This is a genomic window from Thalassomonas actiniarum (genome assembly GCF_000948975.2).
GTDB classification, from domain to species: Bacteria; Pseudomonadota; Gammaproteobacteria; order Enterobacterales; family Alteromonadaceae; genus Thalassomonas; species Thalassomonas actiniarum.
On sequence record NZ_CP059735.1, the window covers coordinates 422,850 to 442,168 of the forward strand.

14 protein-coding genes are annotated in these 19,319 nt (G+C 47.0%); 6 read left to right on the forward strand and 8 right to left on the reverse strand.

What is annotated here, in order from left to right; genetic code table 11:
* The first annotated feature begins 35 nt into the window (after positions 1-35).
* From SG35_RS01935 to SG35_RS01960, 6 genes are all read left to right on the forward strand, one after another.
* Positions 36-2,054 carry a putative Ig domain-containing protein gene (locus tag SG35_RS01935; protein ID WP_044834100.1) on the forward strand — a complete coding sequence of 673 codons (2,019 nt, stop codon included), beginning with the start codon at positions 36-38 and terminating at the stop codon, positions 2,052-2,054.
* Positions 2,055-2,900: 846 nt separating this feature from the next.
* Positions 2,901-3,386 (forward strand): glycosyltransferase family protein, encoded by a 486-nt coding sequence (locus SG35_RS01940; RefSeq protein ID WP_044834101.1) that lies wholly within the window; start codon positions 2,901-2,903, stop codon positions 3,384-3,386.
* Positions 3,383-3,841 carry a PssE/Cps14G family polysaccharide biosynthesis glycosyltransferase gene (pssE, locus tag SG35_RS01945; RefSeq protein WP_053043195.1) on the forward strand — a complete coding sequence of 153 codons (459 nt, stop codon included), beginning with the start codon at positions 3,383-3,385 and terminating at the stop codon, positions 3,839-3,841. Before SG35_RS01940 ends, pssE begins: the two co-directional genes overlap by 4 nt.
* Before the next feature lie 640 nt (positions 3,842-4,481).
* The gene (locus tag SG35_RS01950; RefSeq protein WP_152646695.1) at positions 4,482-6,992 is read left to right on the forward strand and encodes a hypothetical protein; all 2,511 of its coding nucleotides are present in this window, start codon (positions 4,482-4,484) and stop codon (positions 6,990-6,992) included.
* 277 nt (positions 6,993-7,269) lie between these two features.
* Positions 7,270-7,398 (forward strand): hypothetical protein, encoded by a 129-nt coding sequence (locus SG35_RS01955; protein WP_269082188.1) that lies wholly within the window; start codon positions 7,270-7,272, stop codon positions 7,396-7,398.
* Between the two features lie 212 nt (positions 7,399-7,610).
* Positions 7,611-8,135, forward strand: coding sequence for a YdcF family protein (locus tag SG35_RS01960; protein ID WP_160298326.1), 525 nt, complete (start codon positions 7,611-7,613; stop codon positions 8,133-8,135).
* Here SG35_RS01960 and SG35_RS01965 read toward each other — a convergent pair.
* The 8 genes from SG35_RS01965 to SG35_RS02000 form a co-directional block, all read right to left on the reverse strand.
* Positions 8,132-9,232, reverse strand: a complete 1,101-nt coding sequence (locus SG35_RS01965) for a GNAT family N-acetyltransferase (protein WP_044834103.1) — start codon at positions 9,230-9,232, stop codon at positions 8,132-8,134. The genes SG35_RS01960 and SG35_RS01965 overlap by 4 nt on opposite strands.
* Before the next feature lie 16 nt (positions 9,233-9,248).
* A complete protein-coding gene (locus SG35_RS01970; RefSeq protein ID WP_044834104.1) occupies positions 9,249-11,090 on the reverse strand; it encodes an asparagine synthase-related protein in 1,842 nt (613 codons plus the stop codon).
* A gap of 9 nt (positions 11,091-11,099) precedes the next feature.
* Positions 11,100-12,239, reverse strand: coding sequence for a glycosyltransferase family 2 protein (locus tag SG35_RS01975; protein WP_053043196.1), 1,140 nt, complete (start codon positions 12,237-12,239; stop codon positions 11,100-11,102).
* A gap of 3 nt (positions 12,240-12,242) precedes the next feature.
* The gene (locus SG35_RS01980) at positions 12,243-13,007 is read right to left on the reverse strand and encodes a polysaccharide deacetylase family protein (RefSeq protein ID WP_053043197.1); all 765 of its coding nucleotides are present in this window, start codon (positions 13,005-13,007) and stop codon (positions 12,243-12,245) included.
* Positions 13,004-14,389 (reverse strand): exosortase, encoded by a 1,386-nt coding sequence (gene xrt, locus SG35_RS01985; protein WP_044834105.1) that lies wholly within the window; start codon positions 14,387-14,389, stop codon positions 13,004-13,006. The genes SG35_RS01980 and xrt overlap by 4 nt, the downstream gene beginning before the upstream one ends.
* A 450-nt stretch (positions 14,390-14,839) precedes the next feature.
* Complete coding sequence (locus SG35_RS01990) at positions 14,840-16,534, reverse strand: glucosamine inositolphosphorylceramide transferase family protein (protein ID WP_053043198.1); 1,695 nt, start codon at positions 16,532-16,534, stop codon at positions 14,840-14,842.
* Positions 16,531-17,811, reverse strand: a complete 1,281-nt coding sequence (locus SG35_RS01995; protein WP_152646696.1) for an O-antigen ligase family protein — start codon at positions 17,809-17,811, stop codon at positions 16,531-16,533. The genes SG35_RS01990 and SG35_RS01995 overlap by 4 nt, the downstream gene beginning before the upstream one ends.
* Before the next feature lie 10 nt (positions 17,812-17,821).
* Entirely contained in the window at positions 17,822-19,303 is a 1,482-nt protein-coding gene (locus tag SG35_RS02000) for an oligosaccharide flippase family protein (RefSeq protein WP_044834107.1), read from the reverse strand.
* Between the last annotated feature and the right edge of the window lie 16 nt (positions 19,304-19,319).

The following is a 19,319-nucleotide window of genomic DNA, read 5'->3' on the forward strand; positions in this document are numbered from 1 at the left end:
CGGATGTTTGTTTTAAGGGCAGGATAGTTGAGTTTATGAAACCCGTGCATTTCACTTTTTTACTGTTATTGGCTTTGGCAGCCACAAGCTTGTCCGGTTGTGGCGGCGATTCCGGCGATGCCGGTACTCCGGCCAGCAATCCCCCTAAAAAAGAGCAAAACCTGGCGCCGGTGATCTTGGGTGAGCCGTTAACGGTGATCGGCTTTAACGAAGAATACCAGTTTCTGCCCCAGGTCAGCGATGACGGTAAGAGTAAACTGGTATTTAGTATCGCCAACAAACCCGCCTGGTGTTCGTTTAACGCCGCCAACGGTCGTTTAACCGGCTTACCGTTTTCTACCGAAGCCGGCTTATATTCTGATATTGTAATTTCTGTTTCCGACGGCATCCATAGCGTTTCATTGCCGGCTTTTTCAATCCGGGTCAGGGAAAGTATGCTGTTGCATCTCTCCGGGGAGCCGAAAGCCTTTTCCACCCTGGGCAATGAATATCGGTTTAAGCCGGGTATAGCGTTGTCGTCGAATATAGATAAAGCCGCGGTGAGTTACGCTATCAGCAACCAACCCGGTTGGATGACCTTTGACAGCATTACGGGGGAGTTAAGCGGTGTGCCGGGCACGGCAGATCTCGGCTGGTATAAAGGCATAGTGATCAGCGCCAGCTACCAGGATGTCACCACAGAATTTCCTGCCTTTGATATTGAAGTACGGCCATTGTCTAACTTTGTGATCGGTAAGCAGATGATCGAGCCAGATTATGCTACATCTGTGCCGGCAAAAGGCGAGAAACGGATTGATGCCACTACAGGAGCTGAGTTGATACGGTTAACGGATGCGGCGGAGCTTAAAAATTCCGATGATGCCATGATCGTTTATTCCCGTTATAGCCCGGAGAATATCAAGGGTGATGCCTTGCTGGTGTTTGGCACCGACTCCTACTCAAGTTGGGTGGTCAATCCCGATAGCGGCGACATTATTGCCGCCCTGGTGGATGATAAAGGCAAGCCTATCGGCGAAAAGCATGAGCTGCGCTGGCACGGCAGTGCAAAGCACCCTAACCGGGTTTATTATATTAAAGGCATGCAGTTTTGGATGATAGATGATGTCACCCGCCAGGAGCAAACCCGCAAGCTGATCCGCGATTTTTCCTCTTTGTTCCCTAATGCGGTAAAAATTTATAATGATGTCGAGGGCGACAGCTCCAATGACAGCGACCACTGGGCCTGGATGGCGGTGCATTATGGCGTTAATTACATCGGCCATAAAAGTTTTCTGGTGGACGGCTTTATTCATTATCAGGTGAGTACCGACACGGTACACACCCTGACGCCCGGCGATTTGGCCGGTACTAACCTGGCGCTGGAAAGCAAAAGTGCCAGTTTCCGTCACCGCCCCAATATGGTGGAAGTCTCGCCCCTGGGGACCGGCATAGTGATCCATACCGGGCGTATGTGGGACGATACCGCTTATGGCGGCAGCAAAAAAGATTTTATCGGTACCTGGTTTGACGGGCCGCATTTGTGGCCGCTGGACTTTGATCACAGTAAAAAGGCGCCGGTTAAAATCTCTGTCACCGAAACCCATTCCGGCTGGTCATTTAATGACAGCGGGCAGGAAGTGTTTGTCAGTCAGAATAACCGTACCGATAAGCTCGATGCTGTTGTCGTGGACGGAGAAAATTCAGGTTTTGATAACCGGCTTGAAGTTGCCAGCCATAAGGATTTCGGCTGGAATATGGGCTTTCATTACGGCAAAATGCCGCCGTCTAAACCCGGTTGGTTGTTTATGAGTAGTTACAGCAAACAGTCGGATCTATGGGCCGGTAACCAGCTGATGATGATCCAGTTGGTGCCTGAATCAGAGCGGCCGGTGATTTGGCGTATCGCCCCTACCTATACGCTCTATAACGGTAATTATCGTGATGAGGTGCCGGCTGCGGTTAATTTTAGCGGCGACCGGATATATTTCTCTTCAAACTGGGGCGGCATGCTGGATCACCGCGAAGTTTTTCAGATCAAGTTGCCCAGTGACTGGCATAACCGCATTGGTCGATAATTTTATTCGGCTGAGTTGTCTGGCGTTTATGTCGCGGCGAAAGTTGTGGCTGCATAAACGCTTTGATTTGAGTTTTTAAGTAAAGCCGGAGTGCCGGATTCGTTTGCCCCGGTATGGGAGTAGCATACCGGCAGCTTGATTATGGGCAGAAAATAATAGCAATTTTATTAAATATCTAACCATCTTCGGATGGTCTAAATCTCCAAGTGCTGCGTTGTTTTCAATCACAATAGCTTGTATTGCTCAATCAAACGCCTCGCCTGCATGGATGCAGGTGCTTAGCTTTAGTCTGGAACGATAAAGGGGTTTCTTGAAAATTTATCCTCACCGAATTTTGGTCATCTGCTTAATGCAATTGGTATAACTTGTCAGCAGGGTAGTCTGCACCTGGCATTTCAGCTTATCACTGCTTTGGTCACGTTTTTTATTGTTAAAGCTGTAAACGGCTTTTTATATGAAAATATGATGCCGGAGAATCACGAATAATCCAATTTTTTAGCTGCTTAGCAATTAACTTTCTTTATAGATTGTTGTTTAGGGCCATTTAAAGCTAAAGTGCTGTCATTATGTTGTTTTGCTTTAATTCCATACGTTTTTCGCTGGTTTTATGTGCATTTTTGCTTTGTTAAAGCTGGAAATACGATATTGTTAGTATTTTTATTTCTAACTATTTCATGCGCTTAAATAAGGAATGTGCTTTTTTCTTATTTATTTCACCTGTTGAGGTTATTTGAGTATATAATGCGCACAAATTTAATAGGTTTCTAGAGTGGATAATTTTTGAGTAAGTGAAGGCACCTGTTTTTTTACTGTTTAAAATATCTGATACTGCGAATAGGTGGAGTTTTGAAAAAAAAGTTACTGGTTGTACGTGATGGTGGTGGTTTTGGTTTTGAAACAAGTCGATTGTATAGCCAATTGAAATCCGAATTTGATCTCTCTTTTTTGGTTCCCCAAGACAAAAGAATGAATAGGGAAATTTCCGAAGATAATTGGTTTGAAGTCGAGAAGATCACTTCTATCTATGAAAAAAATAAACTGAAATTGTTTTTTGCCTTTATGAAATCCATGTTTCAAATTGCTTCGTTACAACGTCGCCATAAATTTGAGACCTTGCTTTGTGTCGGATCTTCTATTGCCGTGCCTATGTTTATTGTCGGTACACTTTTTAGAACCAAGCGGGTATTTATCGAAAGCCATACCCGGGTTAATGATATCTCTTCTACGACTAAAATTTTATTAAAATTTGGTTTAGCGAATCGTATATATGTTCAATGGCCTGAACTGGCAAATCAGCATGAAAAACTATTATATAAAGGGAATTTATTATGATTTTCGTTACGGTTGGCACATTTTATTTTGACCCCCTGATCAAGGCTCTGGATGCGCTGGTTGCCAAGGGCGTGATCAAAGAGAAGGTTATCTGCCAAATAGGCAAGGGGCGGTATGAACCCAGTCACTGTGAGTATTTCAGATATACCCAGGAAATAGAGCCCTATATTGCCCAAGCCGATTTAGTTATTTGTCACGGTGGAACCGGCTCGGTACTTAATTTACTGTTAGAAGAAAAGAAGTTTTTAGCGGTTGCCAATACTGAACTGGCAGATGATCACCAAACCGAGTTTTTGTCTGCCCTGGCCAAAGATGTGCCAATCAGCTGGATAAGGGATTTGAATAAGCTCGAACAGGTGCTGGTCGGGGGCAATATCCAGCCGCTGCCTTTATCCGAATATGATTTTTTCAATTATAACTTATGTTCTGACTTGGTCGATTTCATTAAGGCCTAGTGATTTTTATCACTTATTTTCAATTTAGCGTACCGGGCTGTAGCCGGCCCGGTAAGCTTCAGTTTTTTAATAACATTGCACTCAGGTAGCAATACTTGAATTAACATCTGTTAATGTCATCATTGCCCGTTTTTACCTTTATTGACGAACAAAAGTGCGAATGAATCGCTTTTGCCTGCTCTATGGCTTCATTATCGGTATTTTGAGATTGTCATTTCTTTTTGTTGAGAGCCGGATTAAGAGGAATATATTGATGAATAGCAATGTTTTTTCTGTGTAACTAATTGTTTTTATGATGGATTTATTGGTTTGGCTCAGGTTTTGGCTGGTTTTTATTGAAGCTGAAATTTTTAAATTTATATTGCCTGGATAACCATTTGTTTTTGTAGTGTAAAAAAGCAGCATTTATGCTTATTTACAGTATAGTTACAAAATTTGTGTGTTTATTTTTTGAACAGCTATGGCTTTCTGATTTTGCTTTCATTAGAATGGCAAGCCACCGATAACCGGCGCGCCAGCAAGAGAGGTGTAATATCAAAGATTTACCCATACAGTAAAAAAAGGATACAGGTCAGTCGTATTTTTGCATTTATATGCTTAGGTTGACATAAAAAACATTAATGTTTGTTGAGAGGTCATTATGTTTAGGAAAGTTTCTTCAGCGTTGTCGCTATTTATTATGTTGTTTCTTAGTTTCAATGTTGCTGCAGTAGAAACAGTAACGTATCAGCAGGGAGCTAACGGTTTTAACGGGGCTACATCTACCATGTTTAGTGGCTCCAGAGCACAGAATTCTATCAGAGAATCTCATTATTTCAGGTATGACGGTACTAACCGCTATTATAACCTGGAGCATTTTGACTTAGGCAATATCAGTCAGAAAAATGATATTTCTTCTGCCAAATTAATTTTTACCCGTGTCTCGGGCGGTGTTTATGTTGCCTCCGAGATATATGTCAGACAAATCCTGGATCCCGACAACTTAGGTCAGGCTTATGCCACCGGCTGGAAAGTTGGCTATGGCTTTCGCGCCGGCGCCAATAGCGAGTCCCGGGATGATTCTGCCGGTACCGATGTCAAGTGGCGCCTGTCAGACCCCGATTCTCCAGAAGATCTTAATGCCGATTATTTTCAGGGGGTCTTGAAAGATCTGGATCAATCTCCTTATTTTATCCCTCAAGCGGCCGATGCTATCGGTACCCAGTATGAGGTTGACGTGACCGCAGATCTGCAATGCATACAGCAAGGCACTTGTGTTAACCAGGGCTGGGCGCTGTTTCATGGCAACCCCAATGCCAATATTCAAAATATTACCGCCAATTCCAATTATGCAACGGCCGAGTATCGCCCTATGCTGGTGGTCACTTATGGCATTGTTGATTCGAATGCTCCCAGAAGCAGACAGGCTATCCAGCAAACGACTTTGTTGGAAGATGACAGCCGTGTTATCACCTTGACCATAGAAACCGATGAAGCGGCGAACTGTAAAGCCGATATCGACAGTGGCGATGCTTTTGCCGCGATGGATATTAGCATGCAGGCATCCGGCGGTGACCTGATGCATACTTATGCGCTGAATGCCGATGAGCAGCCGGGCCAATTATATGTAAAATGCAGCGATAGCTCAGGCAATGTCAGTGATAACCTGCATACCTTTATTTTCACGGTTCAAGCCGGCAGTGATAACGGTGGCAGTGACGGCGGTACTGGCGGTACTGACGGTGGTACAGATGGCGGTACTGACGGTGGTACCGATGGCGGTACTGACGGTGGTACCGATGGTGGCACAGATGGTAGCTTTGTCCTGGGCAAAGAGGTGATCACCCCTGACTTTGGCACTGAAGCGCCGGCTATCGGCGAGTCTATTATCGACCCGACCACAGGCGCCAAGATCACCCGCTTAGCCGGTGACGGTGTTGAAGATGCCTTAATCGTTTACTCCCGTTATTCTCCGGAAAACTCTGCCGGTGACTTGCTGCTGGTGTTCGGCAGCAATTCAACCTCAAGTAAAGTGATCAACCGCACCACCGGTGAAGTGGTTGCCAACCTTAACCATCAAGACGGCACTAGCATAGGTGAAAATCACGAAATACGTTGGGATACCTCAGGTAATCACCCTTACCGTATCTATTACATCAAGGGCATGCAGTTCTGGAAAATTGACGATGTCCGGGATCAGGAAAATACCCGGGTGATGATCAGAGACTTTAGTGAGTTATTCCCTAACTCCCTTAAGATTTACAATGATGTGGAAGGGGACAGCTCAAATGACAGTGATCACTGGGCCTGGATGGCGGTACATTACGGCCAGAACGAGTTTGGTTCATATACCTACTTAGTGGATGCCTTTGTCCATTATCAAGTCTCAACCGATACCGTACATACCCTGACCCCCAGTGATTTGGCGGGTACCAACTTAGATGTAGAAGCCACTAAGGCTGAGGGCGCTGAGACCCCGATTTTTACTTACCGTCCGAATATGGTGGAAATGTCTCCTTTAGGCACAGGCATCGTTATCCACACGGGTTATAAGTGGGATGATGCCGCCTATGGCGGAAGCGCTGTCAATTATATCGGTACCTGGTTTGACGGTGCCCACCTGTGGCCGGTAGATTTTGACTTTAATCGCCAGGCGCCGGTTAAAATCTCAATCAGTGAAACCCATTCCGGTTGGGCTTTTGATGAAAACGGCAGGGAGATGTTTATCAGCCAGAATAACCGTACCGACCGTCTTGATGCCATCTATGTTAATGGTGAAAATGCCGGCTATGACAACCGTATGGAAGTGGGTAGCCATGCCGATTTTGGCTGGGCCATGAGCTTCCATTACGGCAAGATGCCAGAAAGCAAGCCCGGCTGGTTGTTTATGAATACCTACTCTAAAGACGACACTCTGTGGGCAGCCAACCAGTTTATGATGATCCAAACGAAACCTGAAGAAGAGAATCCGGTGATCTGGCGTATCTCTCCCGCTTATAACGCTTATGACGGCGAATATCGGGATGAAGCACCGGCGGCGATTAACCTGGAGGGTAACCGCATCTACTGGTCTTCAAACTGGGGCAATGTGGGTGACAAGCGTTCGGTGTATATGATTGAACTGCCGGACGACTGGGATACTAAAGTCCTGGAGCAAGCGAACCTGCCATAACCTCTCAACAAGCAGTGGTAGGTTAGGCAAAGGCACCTTCGGGTGCCTTTTTTTATGTTCAGGATGTACGGTATGCCACGGTTACATGGATGCAAAGGAGTGGCTATGTTCAGGATGTACGGTATGCCACGGTTACATGGATGTAAAGGAGTGGCTATGTTCAGGATGAAAGGTCAGTTTATTTGTTCCCGACATAAACTAAGTACCTGCATCCATGCCGGCAATGCCGCGGTTACAGGGAAGCAAAAGATCAGCCATTCTTACTATGGGCGTGTCGATGCTGGTATTTTTGCGGGTTTCCAGCGCCTGTGTTACGGCATCCGCTGCCGCGACGATTGCACTATTGCCGGTTAAGGTTATTTATGCCGGCCAATATGATAATATCGTCAGTATCAACCACCAATAACATGCTGAAAAATGGTTTTATTATATCCGTTTACCTTCTTAATTTTTATGATCATTTTCACCTGCTTGATTGAAAGGTTAACCAGGGTCAAATTAAGCAAATTACGGATTTTTTGTTTTACTTGCCTCTATATCAGCTGTACGCCTTTATCTGCTAATTTAAGCATTTCCTTGCTTCAGTCAAAAATTAACTACCAGAACTGCGCAGGGGATATGAGCGGTACGATTCTGCTGGCCGGGGGGCTTTCAAAAACGGCTTCCGGAAAAAATGACTGGAGTGCGCTGGGAGATGAGTCGCTAAGCCGCACCGTTTTTCTCGCTTCCCAACTAGCGCGGCTCAATAGCCAGTCGGTTATTATCTCGGGGGGCTCCGGGAGCGGGATTAAGGAAGCTGAATTGATGACGGACTTGCTGGATAATCTCTATTCTGGCAAGCCGCTTGATATTATTGCCGATGTTAATGCGATACGTACCCAAGAGTCGGCACTATTTGTTCGCGCTAACATGCCTGATGAAAATGCCGGCTATTACCTGGTAACGTCTGACTGGCATATGGCAAGGGCACAAGCCATTTTTGAACATCACGGCATCAAGGTTTGCCCGCTAGCCAGCGGTGACAGTTATGTTCCCTACGGTTTTCCCGGCTGGTTTATTCCGCAAAAAAGCGCTTTGGCAAAATTTGAACTTGCCTGGCATGAATTAGGTGGCCTGCTGCTGTTGTGGTGGGCTAACCGTTAGCGCTTAGCCGAACTTCTTTTTATTTTAGTCAGGGTATGCAGGGCCTTTAACCACCAGGATGAAATGATACGTACGCTAACCTGGGGCTGGAGCTTATTGGCCAGGTATTGCTTATAGGGATCCGACTGGCCGCCGCCGGGCAGCAGCTGTAATTGCTTTAATCCCTGGCTATAACCCTGTTCGATGACATAACCCAGATGTAAGAAGCCGAGGGAAAGTTTGCTGTTATAGTGAGGGTCAAAGGCGTATTGCAGAAAATAACCCTGGTTATCGCAGGAAAAACCAAAAAAAGCCGATTGCGCCTGATTGTCCATAACCATCATGGAAGACAGCAGGGAGATCTCCTGGCTTTGACTGCATAAGTCGGTAAACATTTGCTGGAACTTGAGTCTTTGGTTTTCATAAACTTTTTTGTTCCAGCGGCGGAGCTTAAGCCGGTTTAATTGTTCGATAAAAGCATCGCTTTCCTGAAAATCTACCGTTTTTAACTCCAGCTGCCCGGCGATAAAACGCCGGTGCAAAAGGGTTTTTTGTCTGATTTTCTTTTTTAACTTTTTACAGAAACTATCAAAATCTTCATTGAAATCGACAATATAGTTGATGGTCCGGGATAAGATTTCCAGGGATTTATTGCCTTTCAAAGTTCTGAGCAGACGAAAAACATGGCTGTTGCGGCTGGCGCTTTGGATCAGGCAGGTATGCCAGGACAGCTTGTTTATTGCCCGGTGCAATACCAGATCTATGGCGGTTATATCCGATTGGCGATCAATTATAAAATCCAGGTTGTCGCTGCGCACCGCATCATGGATATCATAACTGCAGCCGATAAATTGCAGCTGCCTGACGGTCAGCAGTTTTTTGATGCGCTTTTGATGGCTGAACAGGGGAGCCAATGCCACCAGTTGCTCTTGGTCATAAACGGCTATGATATGCAGTTGGGGCTTTTGACAGCTGCAGTTTTTCCACCAGGCATATTGCCATTGCCAGGATAAAAACAGCCGGTCGGCATCGCTTCTAGCCAGTAATTGTTGCCACAGCTGGCGGTTTTCGCTAAAGACCTGTTCATCCCAGATCCTGAAAGTTAACTGACTAGACAAAAATGCTTACCCTGCTCTATAAGGTCCGGGAGATCCATTTGCTGATCCCGGCAATATGGAAGATATGCCCGCTGGCGCGGGTTTTGTTCTCGGCAATCGCGGCAAAAAATGACGCTATGCGGTTGCTGTCGGTAATATTACCGCTTAACAGCCAGTTACGGGCAATATCTCTCAACTGTCGGTTGTCTTTAAACCAGTGCCCCCAGTTGCTAAAGTGCAGGCTTTTTTCTTTATAACGGTCGTTAAAACCCGGAATATAGATGCCCTTGCCGTTTAAAATCGACGCCCATTTATGGGCAGCGGCAGGGTAGGTAGCCGGTACCAGGGTACGGCTATAGGGGATCTGGGCAAAATCCGGGTAATTGTCTTTTAATGCCCTGAGCTGCCCCCGGCGGTAGGCCGCCTGCATCGGGGAAAGTTCGAGGCAGGTGTAAATCAGCTCTTTGTCTAAGCCCAAGGGGTAGTTGACCTTGAGAAACTGCCTGGCGTTGACTCCCTGGCTCAGGGTGTAGTTAACCGAGCGGTTGGCGGCGGTAATATTCCTGAAGATATAAGCAACAGAGTCGGTATGTTGTGCAAACCGTTTTACTTCGGTGCAGATATCATCGAGTATCGCAGGTTTTGCCTGTTTGATGGCACCGATAAAGTCGGGATCCAGGTACTGGCTCAGCTGATCATAGCTTTTAACCAGGTTGGCGCTGTCGAAATAGGCCTCGGCAATGGCTTCGGTGGAATGTTTTGCCGTGCTCTGATCGATAAACAAGCCCAGGTACTTGGCCAGTTTGCTCACCGGCGATAAATAACTGTCGTTATGGAAAAAATCGCCGCCGAGGAAAACGTCGATCAAAAAGCCGTCGTTAACCGAGTTAAAGCCTCGCTGTGCCATCAGCTCGGCGAAAAAATAACGCTCGGGAAAGCAGGCCAGGCCGCTGAAATCAAAGATATTCTCTATCATGGCGGCAATATCGCCGCCGTCCGGGATCACGTGGTGCAACGGCTCGTTATTAAGCCTGGCCACCTGTTCGGCAAATTCTATTTCTGCCGACTGCGGCGCGCCGTAGGTAAAATGCTCCAGCGGGTGATCTTTGGGCCAGGCGGCGGTAACCATTCTCGAGTCCAGGCCGCCGCTGAGAAAAGAAGCGGTTTTCCCTGAGATGTGCGCTACCCTGCTGCAGGCCTTATTGATCAGCTGGGCGTACTTTTTCTTGCGGTAGTTCTGCCGCTCGGGAAAGGTTTCAAACAGGTTGTTATGGCCTTTAAGGATTTTGCTGGTTTTTCGGTTTAAGTCATACTCCAGACAGCAATTGGCCGGTAATTTATTGAGCTCCCGGGTGATATGGCGGGAGCCGAAGGCGTAGCCCAAGTGGGCATAGGAGGCAACGCCTGTCATATCCAACGTGGTGGGGAATAAACCGGTATTAAACAGGGCGATCGGGTTGGTGCTGATCACAGTTCCCTGGTTCGACTTGGCATAATATAAGGGGATAGAGCCGATAAAGTCATTTAAAAACAGCACTTTTTCTGCTTTTTTATCCACTATGGCCAGGTTGAAGCTGCCGGCGGCAATGGCGGCTATCACTCCCTGATAACCGTGTTTGAGGTAAATGGTTTCTATGGCTGCCAGCGACTGTTGCAGTGTGCAGTCCCGGTCCGTTAACGCCAGGCTGCCGTCGATGAAAATCAGGGTGTGCTCACTCTGATAATAACTGTCATCATAGCTTTGGCCGTCAAACAGGAAAAAATCACTGCTTGGCGTGATCTGGTTATGCCTGTAGGTCTCTGACGGATTAAAACGCCAAATCTCATCAAAAGCTTTTTTATTGTCGGTTGCGGTGTCCTGAAAAAAGAGTCCGTGCACAAATTGCCCCTAACGTTTCTTCCATAATTTTTCCGGAGTGGAAAACAAGTGTTTAAATAAGGCGAGAAAAGCCGCAATATTTAAAATAGCAAAGGTGGCCGGCACATTGAAGATACCGGCATTTTTCCCCTGAACCAGTTTTTTATAACCATAATAGGCACAAGCATAAAAGCCCAGCTGCAGCGCCAATAAAAAATTAAAAATCATGTCTTGTAAGACGATACAAGCGGCAAAGAGCAGGATCAAGGCAAAAGGCACCAGCAAGCGGCAGACCTTATGGGAAAACCACTGCCAGAAAATAGGGTTTTTAAACGGGTTATTGAGCCAGGGCAGGATTTTCATCAGCTGGTAGTTGCCCGCCAGGGTGCGGACCTTGCGGCCAAACTCTTCTTTGACACTATGGCTGGAGCTGTCAAAGGCCAGGGCCTTGTTGGCCATGACCACACGTTTGCCGGCTTTGACAATGCACATGGGCGTATAGACATCGTCTAAAATGGTGTGTTGTTGCAGCGGCGTAAACAATTGACTGCGGATCATGTAAATGGCACCGGTGACACCGACCACAGAGTTGATCTGGCCTTCGGCGTGGCGGATGGCTTTTTCATATTTCCAGTAGAGGCCGGGATCTTTGGAAGCACCGTCATCCTGGTTTTGCTCTATCATCAAATTGCCGGTGACCGCCCCTACCGCTTCATCGCTGAAATGCTGACACATTTGCTCGAGGGCGTCCGGGGCAAAATCCTGGCGTAAATCGGCAAAGGCCACTAACGGGGTTGTGACCTGGGCCATTGCCAGGTTGATTGCCGCGGCTTTACCCCGGTTCTGCTCCTGCTCAATAACGCTCAGGCGCTCAAAATCATAGGCCTTGGCGACTGCCACGGTATTGTCGGTGGAGCCGTCGGAAACCATAATAATATGCAGTTTCTCCAGCGGGTAGCGGGTGGCCAGCAGGTTATCCAGACGGGCGGTGATCCTGTGTTCGCCATTATAGGCGGCTAACACCACAGTGACCTCGGGGAAATCCTCCGGGGTCATTTCTCTTGATTCCTCGCTGTCATCGAGCTTGCGGCTGAGCAACATCAGCAGCAGCGGATAGCCTATATAGGCATAAAAAATGACGGCGGCACTGATGAAAAAAATGACTTCCATAGTTTAAACTCTTATCAACTTACTGCGGATTTTTTCATAATTTTTATTGCCCAACAGACGCTTGGCCAGGGTGAGTACCTGCTGGACGATAATAGCCTTCCAATACAACATGCCGGTGCCCGAGAGCATATTGGCCAATACCTTGATACTGGTGTTGCTGGTCATGGTGATACGGTTTATCGGCTGTTTTTGCTTGTTATGGCCCAATACCGAAGTGGCGATATAGGAATAACCTAATTTCTGGTACAGGGGTAATACCTGCTTTAAACCTCTGCCGCCGGGCAGGGCAACGGTATGTACCGGGTGCTGGGTGGCTGCTTCCACCTTTTGTTTGCTGATCTTCAGCTCCTGCTCCAGTGCTTCTGGCTCCAGGTCCGACATATAGGCATGGGTTTGGCCATGGGCCTGTATGCTCATGCCTGCCTGGTGCATTTCCAGCAGCTGCTGACCGGACATATAACCCGGGGTGTCTATCCAGTCGCTGGTGATATAAAACTCCGCCAGCATATTGCGCTTTTTCAGTTCGGGAAAGGCGAAGCTGTAGTTGGAGACATCACCGTCATCGAAGGTGATCACCACGGGCTTTTGATATTCGCCGCTCAGCGCCTGCTCCAGGGTCACGGCCTGGTACTGGTTGGCCAGCAGGTAATCAAGTTGTGCAACAAATGACTCTCGGGTCACGCTGTAGACGGCATCGAAGCAGCCGTCGCATTCCGGGGTGGAATGTATGCCGTGATACATCAGGGAAGTAAAAGAAATCTTGCTCATTGTTTTTCTGTCATAAGTTGTTTGATAAAGTCCCGGTGGGCCGCCAGGTTGCTGCAGCTAATGTCGCATTCGGTGGCGACAAAATAGGCGTGGTTAATAAACTCCCCTTTAAGCAGGCTGGTAACCGAGGCCAGTTTGACTTTGGTTAAGCTTGTAGTCAGGAGATCGCCGCTTTGATACCAAAAGCTGTAATAATATTGCCTGGCATTATCGGTGATAATAAAGGTTTTCAGCGCATGATCGGCGACCTTGTCGGTGATCTCTGCTTTAATGCGATATTTTTTACTCACCGGGCGGTTTTCCGTATTGGTGATGTCCGCGTTTTGATCCCGCATATCATATTCAAGCAGCATCAGGGTGTGACGGCTACCTTGAACCAGTTCCTGACGGTATTGCTCCCGGCTTGGCGGGGTAAAGTTGTGCATAACCCCCGGCTGATTGCCGGCCTGATTTCCAAGCTGATTATTTTTTTGGCTGACCAGGCTTGCTGGTGCCTGCTGGTAAAAGTAAGCGGGTATCGCCGCTGCCATGGCTAAAACCGCCACAGTGGCCAGTGCCAGCCATTTCTGTCTTGGCTGCAGCGGTTGCGGCGTGATCGCCTGCTCCTTTTGTTCCTGGGTGGTGATATAGGGCAGCAGCAGGAAATAAAACAGCATAAAGATACCAAACACTATCCAGCCCAGGCTGTTATGATCGGCGATGATCGGATGTGACATACCATACTGGTGGGCATATAACACGATGACTTCTATCCGCACCCAGTTGGCGACAATTGCCAGTACAAAGGCCAGGGTCAGGGAGATCACCTGGGAGCGGGTTTTAAACCGGGATAACTCGCTGTTGATCAGGGCGATGGATAAGGCCACCAGAATATAGCGGACACCGCTGCAGCCTTCCGCTACCAAAAAGGTGCCGTTGGGAATGGCGACAGAATTGCCTTCAATATAGGTGGGAATGCCTATCAGCATGCTGATGGTGGCGACGGCATTGGCGGCAATGGCCTGAAAAATGGGAGAGACAATCGACCATGACGGCACGGTAAAAAACAGCAGCAACAGGGGGATCAGAAACTTTTTCAGGTTGCGATAGCCAAAAACCGCCCCGGTGGCAGCAATCATAAAGCAGGGCATTAAAAAACGTAATACCACTTCTATTTTTGCCAGCGAAGCCAGGGCATAAACCAGGGTGAGTCCTGCCAGCAGCAGCAGGAAGCCGATATTGCCTTTGGAGCCCTCGACGGCATAAGGTTTAGAGCCTATCAGAAAAAGGCTGACCAGTAGCAGTAATGAGCCGTGGGAATAACTGTGGCTGTTGATCCAGGCATCCCAGTATTCGTGGATCTGCAGTGGATAAAAAACGCTGAATATGGCGATTAATGCCATAAACCATATCAGTATGCTTAAATTTTTAGGTGCTAGATTCAAACCAGGGTTAACCTTATTTATTATCAATTGCCGGGAATTCGGGTGAAGGGATAAAAACAAACGGCAAAAAGCCAAACAGGGCCTTTGCTGATACAGCAGACGTTTTTGCTACCGGGTTTATTATTCATCTTGTTGGTATCGTCCTGCCAGCCAAATCATCATAACCTCAGGAGAATTGTCCTTTATTTCGGGTTATGGTGCCAATTCCTTCATTTATTGCTCTTGGTTATTCTTTTGCCAGTTTTCTGGCTAACAGTCTTGTTAACTGTTTTATCTGCTGCTTTGTTAACAGCAAGAGCAAGTTAGTAACCACAATCCGGTCTAGTATAAAATGTTTTAATATCCAGAGCCAGAGATAGATGATTTTGGCAGATATTTTCATTTTCTATATCAAGCTGCTGATAAATATTATTTTTTTCCTAGCTTAAACTTATTCGCCAGCACGTCTATGATTTGCAGCTCACCGGTTTTATTAAAGGTATGGGTTGCCAGCAGGTTCTTGTGCCAGTTGGGTTTCACCTGGGAAACCGTGACTTCGCTATATTGTTCGGGGGTCAGGCAGGTAATATGATTTAAGTTAAAGCCGTAACCGTATCTGTGGGCACAATTTTGCGATGGCCGGTACAAGTTGCCGTTCATTTCAAAAATAGCGCCGGCGGGACGGGCTTTCCTGACATCGGAAATGACCGGGTTTTGTCGGTGGGCCTGCCAGTTGGTGGTGCGAAAATCATCACTGTAAAAGATAAACAGCTCATCCATGGAAGAGGCGCCTCTGGTTTCCACCATGTTGGCAAATAACCACCATTTGCCCTGGTGACAATATAAGGTGGTATCGACGGCATAAACGTTTTCCATCAGGTTCATCTGCCATTGCCATTTAAAGGGGAACTCGCTGCTTTTATACAGCTCTATGGTGCGGTTGGAGGCGGTTTCCGGGATCATATAGTAATCCCCGTCAACCATAAAAACATAGGGGTAGGACAGGTGGTGATCTTTTTCCAGTACCTTGACCGGGAATTGATAATTGCCCTGGCGATCCATTTCAATGACGGAAATATGGCCTTTTTTGCTGGCCTGCATAAATTCTTCAATGAAAATATAATATTTGTCATTGGCAAAAATTATATGGGGGTCTGCCCAAAACCTGTCTCTGGGGGGCATGATTTTTTTATAGCGCCTGAAGCTTGTCGACAGGGCGGGCTTAAGATCATAAAGCAAAAACCACTGCTGGTAATATAAGCTTTTATTGAAGAAAATATTGAGCTTATCCAGCAGTTTTTTGCCGGTTAGTTTGAATTTTTCTTTTGCCGTCGGGGTATTGAAAGCGCGGTTGGTATTAAATTCAGGGTGCAGGTTATCGGCGTTTATTCTTTGATAAAAGGCCTGTTCTCCCCGGTGATAGAGCTCATTTAGTACCCTGGGTACAAAGGTTGACGCTTTCCAGTATTCGGCGTTTTTGTTATGGGTAAAGGCCATATGATCTGTTGCCGAATGGGAGCGGTATAATATCAGATCATTTTCGTTCTCCGGGGTGAGTTTGAGCAGCATAACCCCGGTGCTTTCCGACCAGTCACCCAAGCTCTGCCAGTAACTCGGGGCACCGGCCCGGCTGATTTGGTTGTCGGTATGATGAAGTGACCAGATGCCGTGCCTGGCGGCGGTTAATACCCCGTCGGTCAAACCTTTGGCATGGTCGCAGATGATCACATCGAGCGAGGCCTGACCGATGGTTTTAAGATCGTGTTCACTAAGCTCATGGTTTGCTGCCGGCCATGAGGGGGTAATGCCCGTGATCCGGGCCAGCACCGGGCGCAAATCTACCCTGGCTCTGGCATCGGCAACTTGCGGGTGTTTTTCCATCAGGGCGCGATAAGTGATATCGGCCACTTTATTGGTCAAGGCCAGACAAAGTTTTTTACTTTTCTCAACCAGCTCGGTTTTAAGTTGCACCTGATTGTTTATTCCCGGATTTTCAGGCTTGAGAATAACCAGCTCGACCTGGGCATAATCACTTTCAAGCAGCCGCTGCACGGTTTTGGCAAACCAGGCATCGACCTGGTAGCTTTTGATTAATAATCCGATTTTTAATCTATTTTCTTTCATCGCAATCTTTTATTGTTACGTTTTTTAGGGCCGACAGGCGGCGGCCCCTTCGAGAGTTGCTGCAGTTTGATCAGCATGCCTACCAGGGTCCAGTAGATAAACACGACCGAATAATGCGAAAAACGATCGCCAAACATATTGCCCACCATCATGCCCAGGGTCGCCAACAGCACCGCCAGGGCGATGGCTTTATGGGCAGGGTCGGTGGCATTCTTATAGGCGTACCTGGCGAGTTTATAATTGGCATAAACCAGGGTGAGCAGGAGAAACATGCCGATTGCCCCGCCTTCGACTATGGTTTTGACAAAATAGTTATGGGTATCCATACCGGTTTTATTGATTTCCGGACTGCGCCAGCTGCGGTAGCCATAACCCCAAATCGGCGATTCCTGGGCTTTTTCAAAGGCGGCTTCCCAGAAAACAAAACGTGAAGCCGCGCTGGCATCCCGATCGCTTTCATCGGAACTGATACTCGAGAAACGCTCTACTACGGAAACCGGCATAATTACCGGCAGGCTAAGGGTGAACAACACCAGTACCAGGGTCAGTTTGCCCTTTTTCTCCTTGATCAGATAAAAATACAGTCCCGCCAGAATCATCGCCAGATATGCTCCCCGGGAATAGGTCAGGGTGAGTGAGATACCCGAGCACGCCAGGGCCAGGTAGGTAAAGTATCGCACCCACTTTTTCCTGGATTTATAGAAGGTTACCAGCGCCAGCAACAACAAGGTGGTGGTGACCAGATAAGCCCCGAGTTCATTGGAGCCTAATCCTTCCATCGGACCGTTTACCCTTAAATCATCGGAGTAATGCCAGCGGGCCACCGACTTGTATTGGGAATAAACCAGGCGGAACACATAAGGCATAGGCAGGATAAGGGCGATAATAATCTTTTCAACGTCTTCAACCCGGGTGATGCTTCTTTGCACTATATAGGTCAGGCACAGGATAAAAACAAAATCTTTTAAGGCGTTAGCCGAGCCCTCTATCGGATTGCTGAGGTTGGCCATCATCAACAGCAAAGAGCAAAACAAATAAAGGATGAAATAGAGTAATTTCTTATTGGGGACATAACTCCAGTCAATTTTTTCTTTACTCTTTAAGCAAAAGATAAATGCCAGGACAAAGAAAACATTAACAAAGTTTATGCCGCCGGGTAACGGCGGGAAAAATTTGGTGACCACGTTACGCAGTGGCAGGAAAAACAAGAAAATAAGCAAAGGCCAGTTGGTAAATCCCTGGTCGGCGGCTTGTTGTCGTTTATTTACAGGTCTCATAGCTTCCAATTTATAACGGCTTAACCGCTTGTTTGGCGCCGGGATTGCGCTTTAACAAGGAGTTAAATAAAAAGAGGGTTAAGGGTTTTTCAAATAAGACAAATACCAGGCAAAAATAAACCACCCCGGCGCCGACCTTAAGGCCTAGCTGGATAACATTGATGTCATGCTGGATATAAGGCGACAGCAGCAGGAAAACTCCGGCATATAAACAGCTGCGCAGAAAAATATAAAAATTGACTCTTATCGTAAGGGTGCTTGAGCCGAAATAGGCAAAGCTGGCGGCAATGCAGGCATAACTGATGGTGGTGGTGATGGCTGCTGCCGTTAACCCGTAGAGGGGGATAAAAACAAGGTTGAGGATCAGGTTTAATACCGCACTGAAAATAACCGAGTAAAACATGGTCATCGAGGCTTTTTTAATTTTTAACCCGGCGGAAAATAACGGCATCGCGGACTGCACCAGCACTCCCATGGCAATCAGGGGCAGGAGGTAGGCATAAGCGATATATTCGTCGGTGGTGAGCAAGGCAAACAATTCTTTTGATACCACCCAGAGGCTGATAATGATAATGGGGTAGATCAGCAGCAAGCCGTTAAAAATCCGGTTTAATAAGGCTTCGGTTGCTTCCCGGCCGTGTTCATTCCAGGTTTTAAGATAAGCGGGCACTATTGCCGTGGTCAGCCCGCCGATGATCAAGGCCGCCAGCATAGTTGCCATATTGTAATAGGCGGAATAATAGCCGAGATATCTGGCTTCCATAAAGTATTTGATCAGGTAGCGATCGATAAAGGCGTGCAGCATACTGACCATTTCCAGCCCCAGCAGCGGAATGCTGAACAGCAATAGGGGTTTATAGATCTTGGATGAGACCTTGGACAAGCTGATGCCGGTAAACAGTTTGTGCTTTTGGGCAATAATCAGGGTCAGGGAAAGCACGATAATTTCGGCTACCAGGAAACCATAGATAAAGCCTTTGGCGGAAGCCAAAATGACGACTACCGTGGATAAGGTAAAGGTCATAGTGATCACTTTGCTGATGATCCTGATTTTAGCCACCAGCGGGCTTTCCTGTTCGCTGATAAAGTAATTGACGATAAAGTTCCTGATTTGTTCGCCAAAGGCCAGGAAAATCACGATAAGTACGGTATCTATATGGTTTGACGGAATATAATCCAGTTGATACAGGAGCAGGGAAAGCGCCATAAACGTCAGGCATAATGCCAGCGGACCGAGTAGGGCTAAATAAGTGATGTTGCTGATAAAGGTGGTTTTTTCATAGTCTTCGCGATAGCGGATAATACCGTGCTGTATGCCTAATTTGCCGAAGGAAGCGAGCATGCTTAGACTCACCGTGATCAGCCCTAAGGTGCCGTATTCTTCCGTGGATAAGGATTTGGTTAAAACAGGAAAGGAAATTAAACCAGCAAAAATCATAAATAGCTGAAATAATGAATAAATCATGCTGTGTTTAATGAGCTGATTGGACAACGGAAAGTTTCCTTTT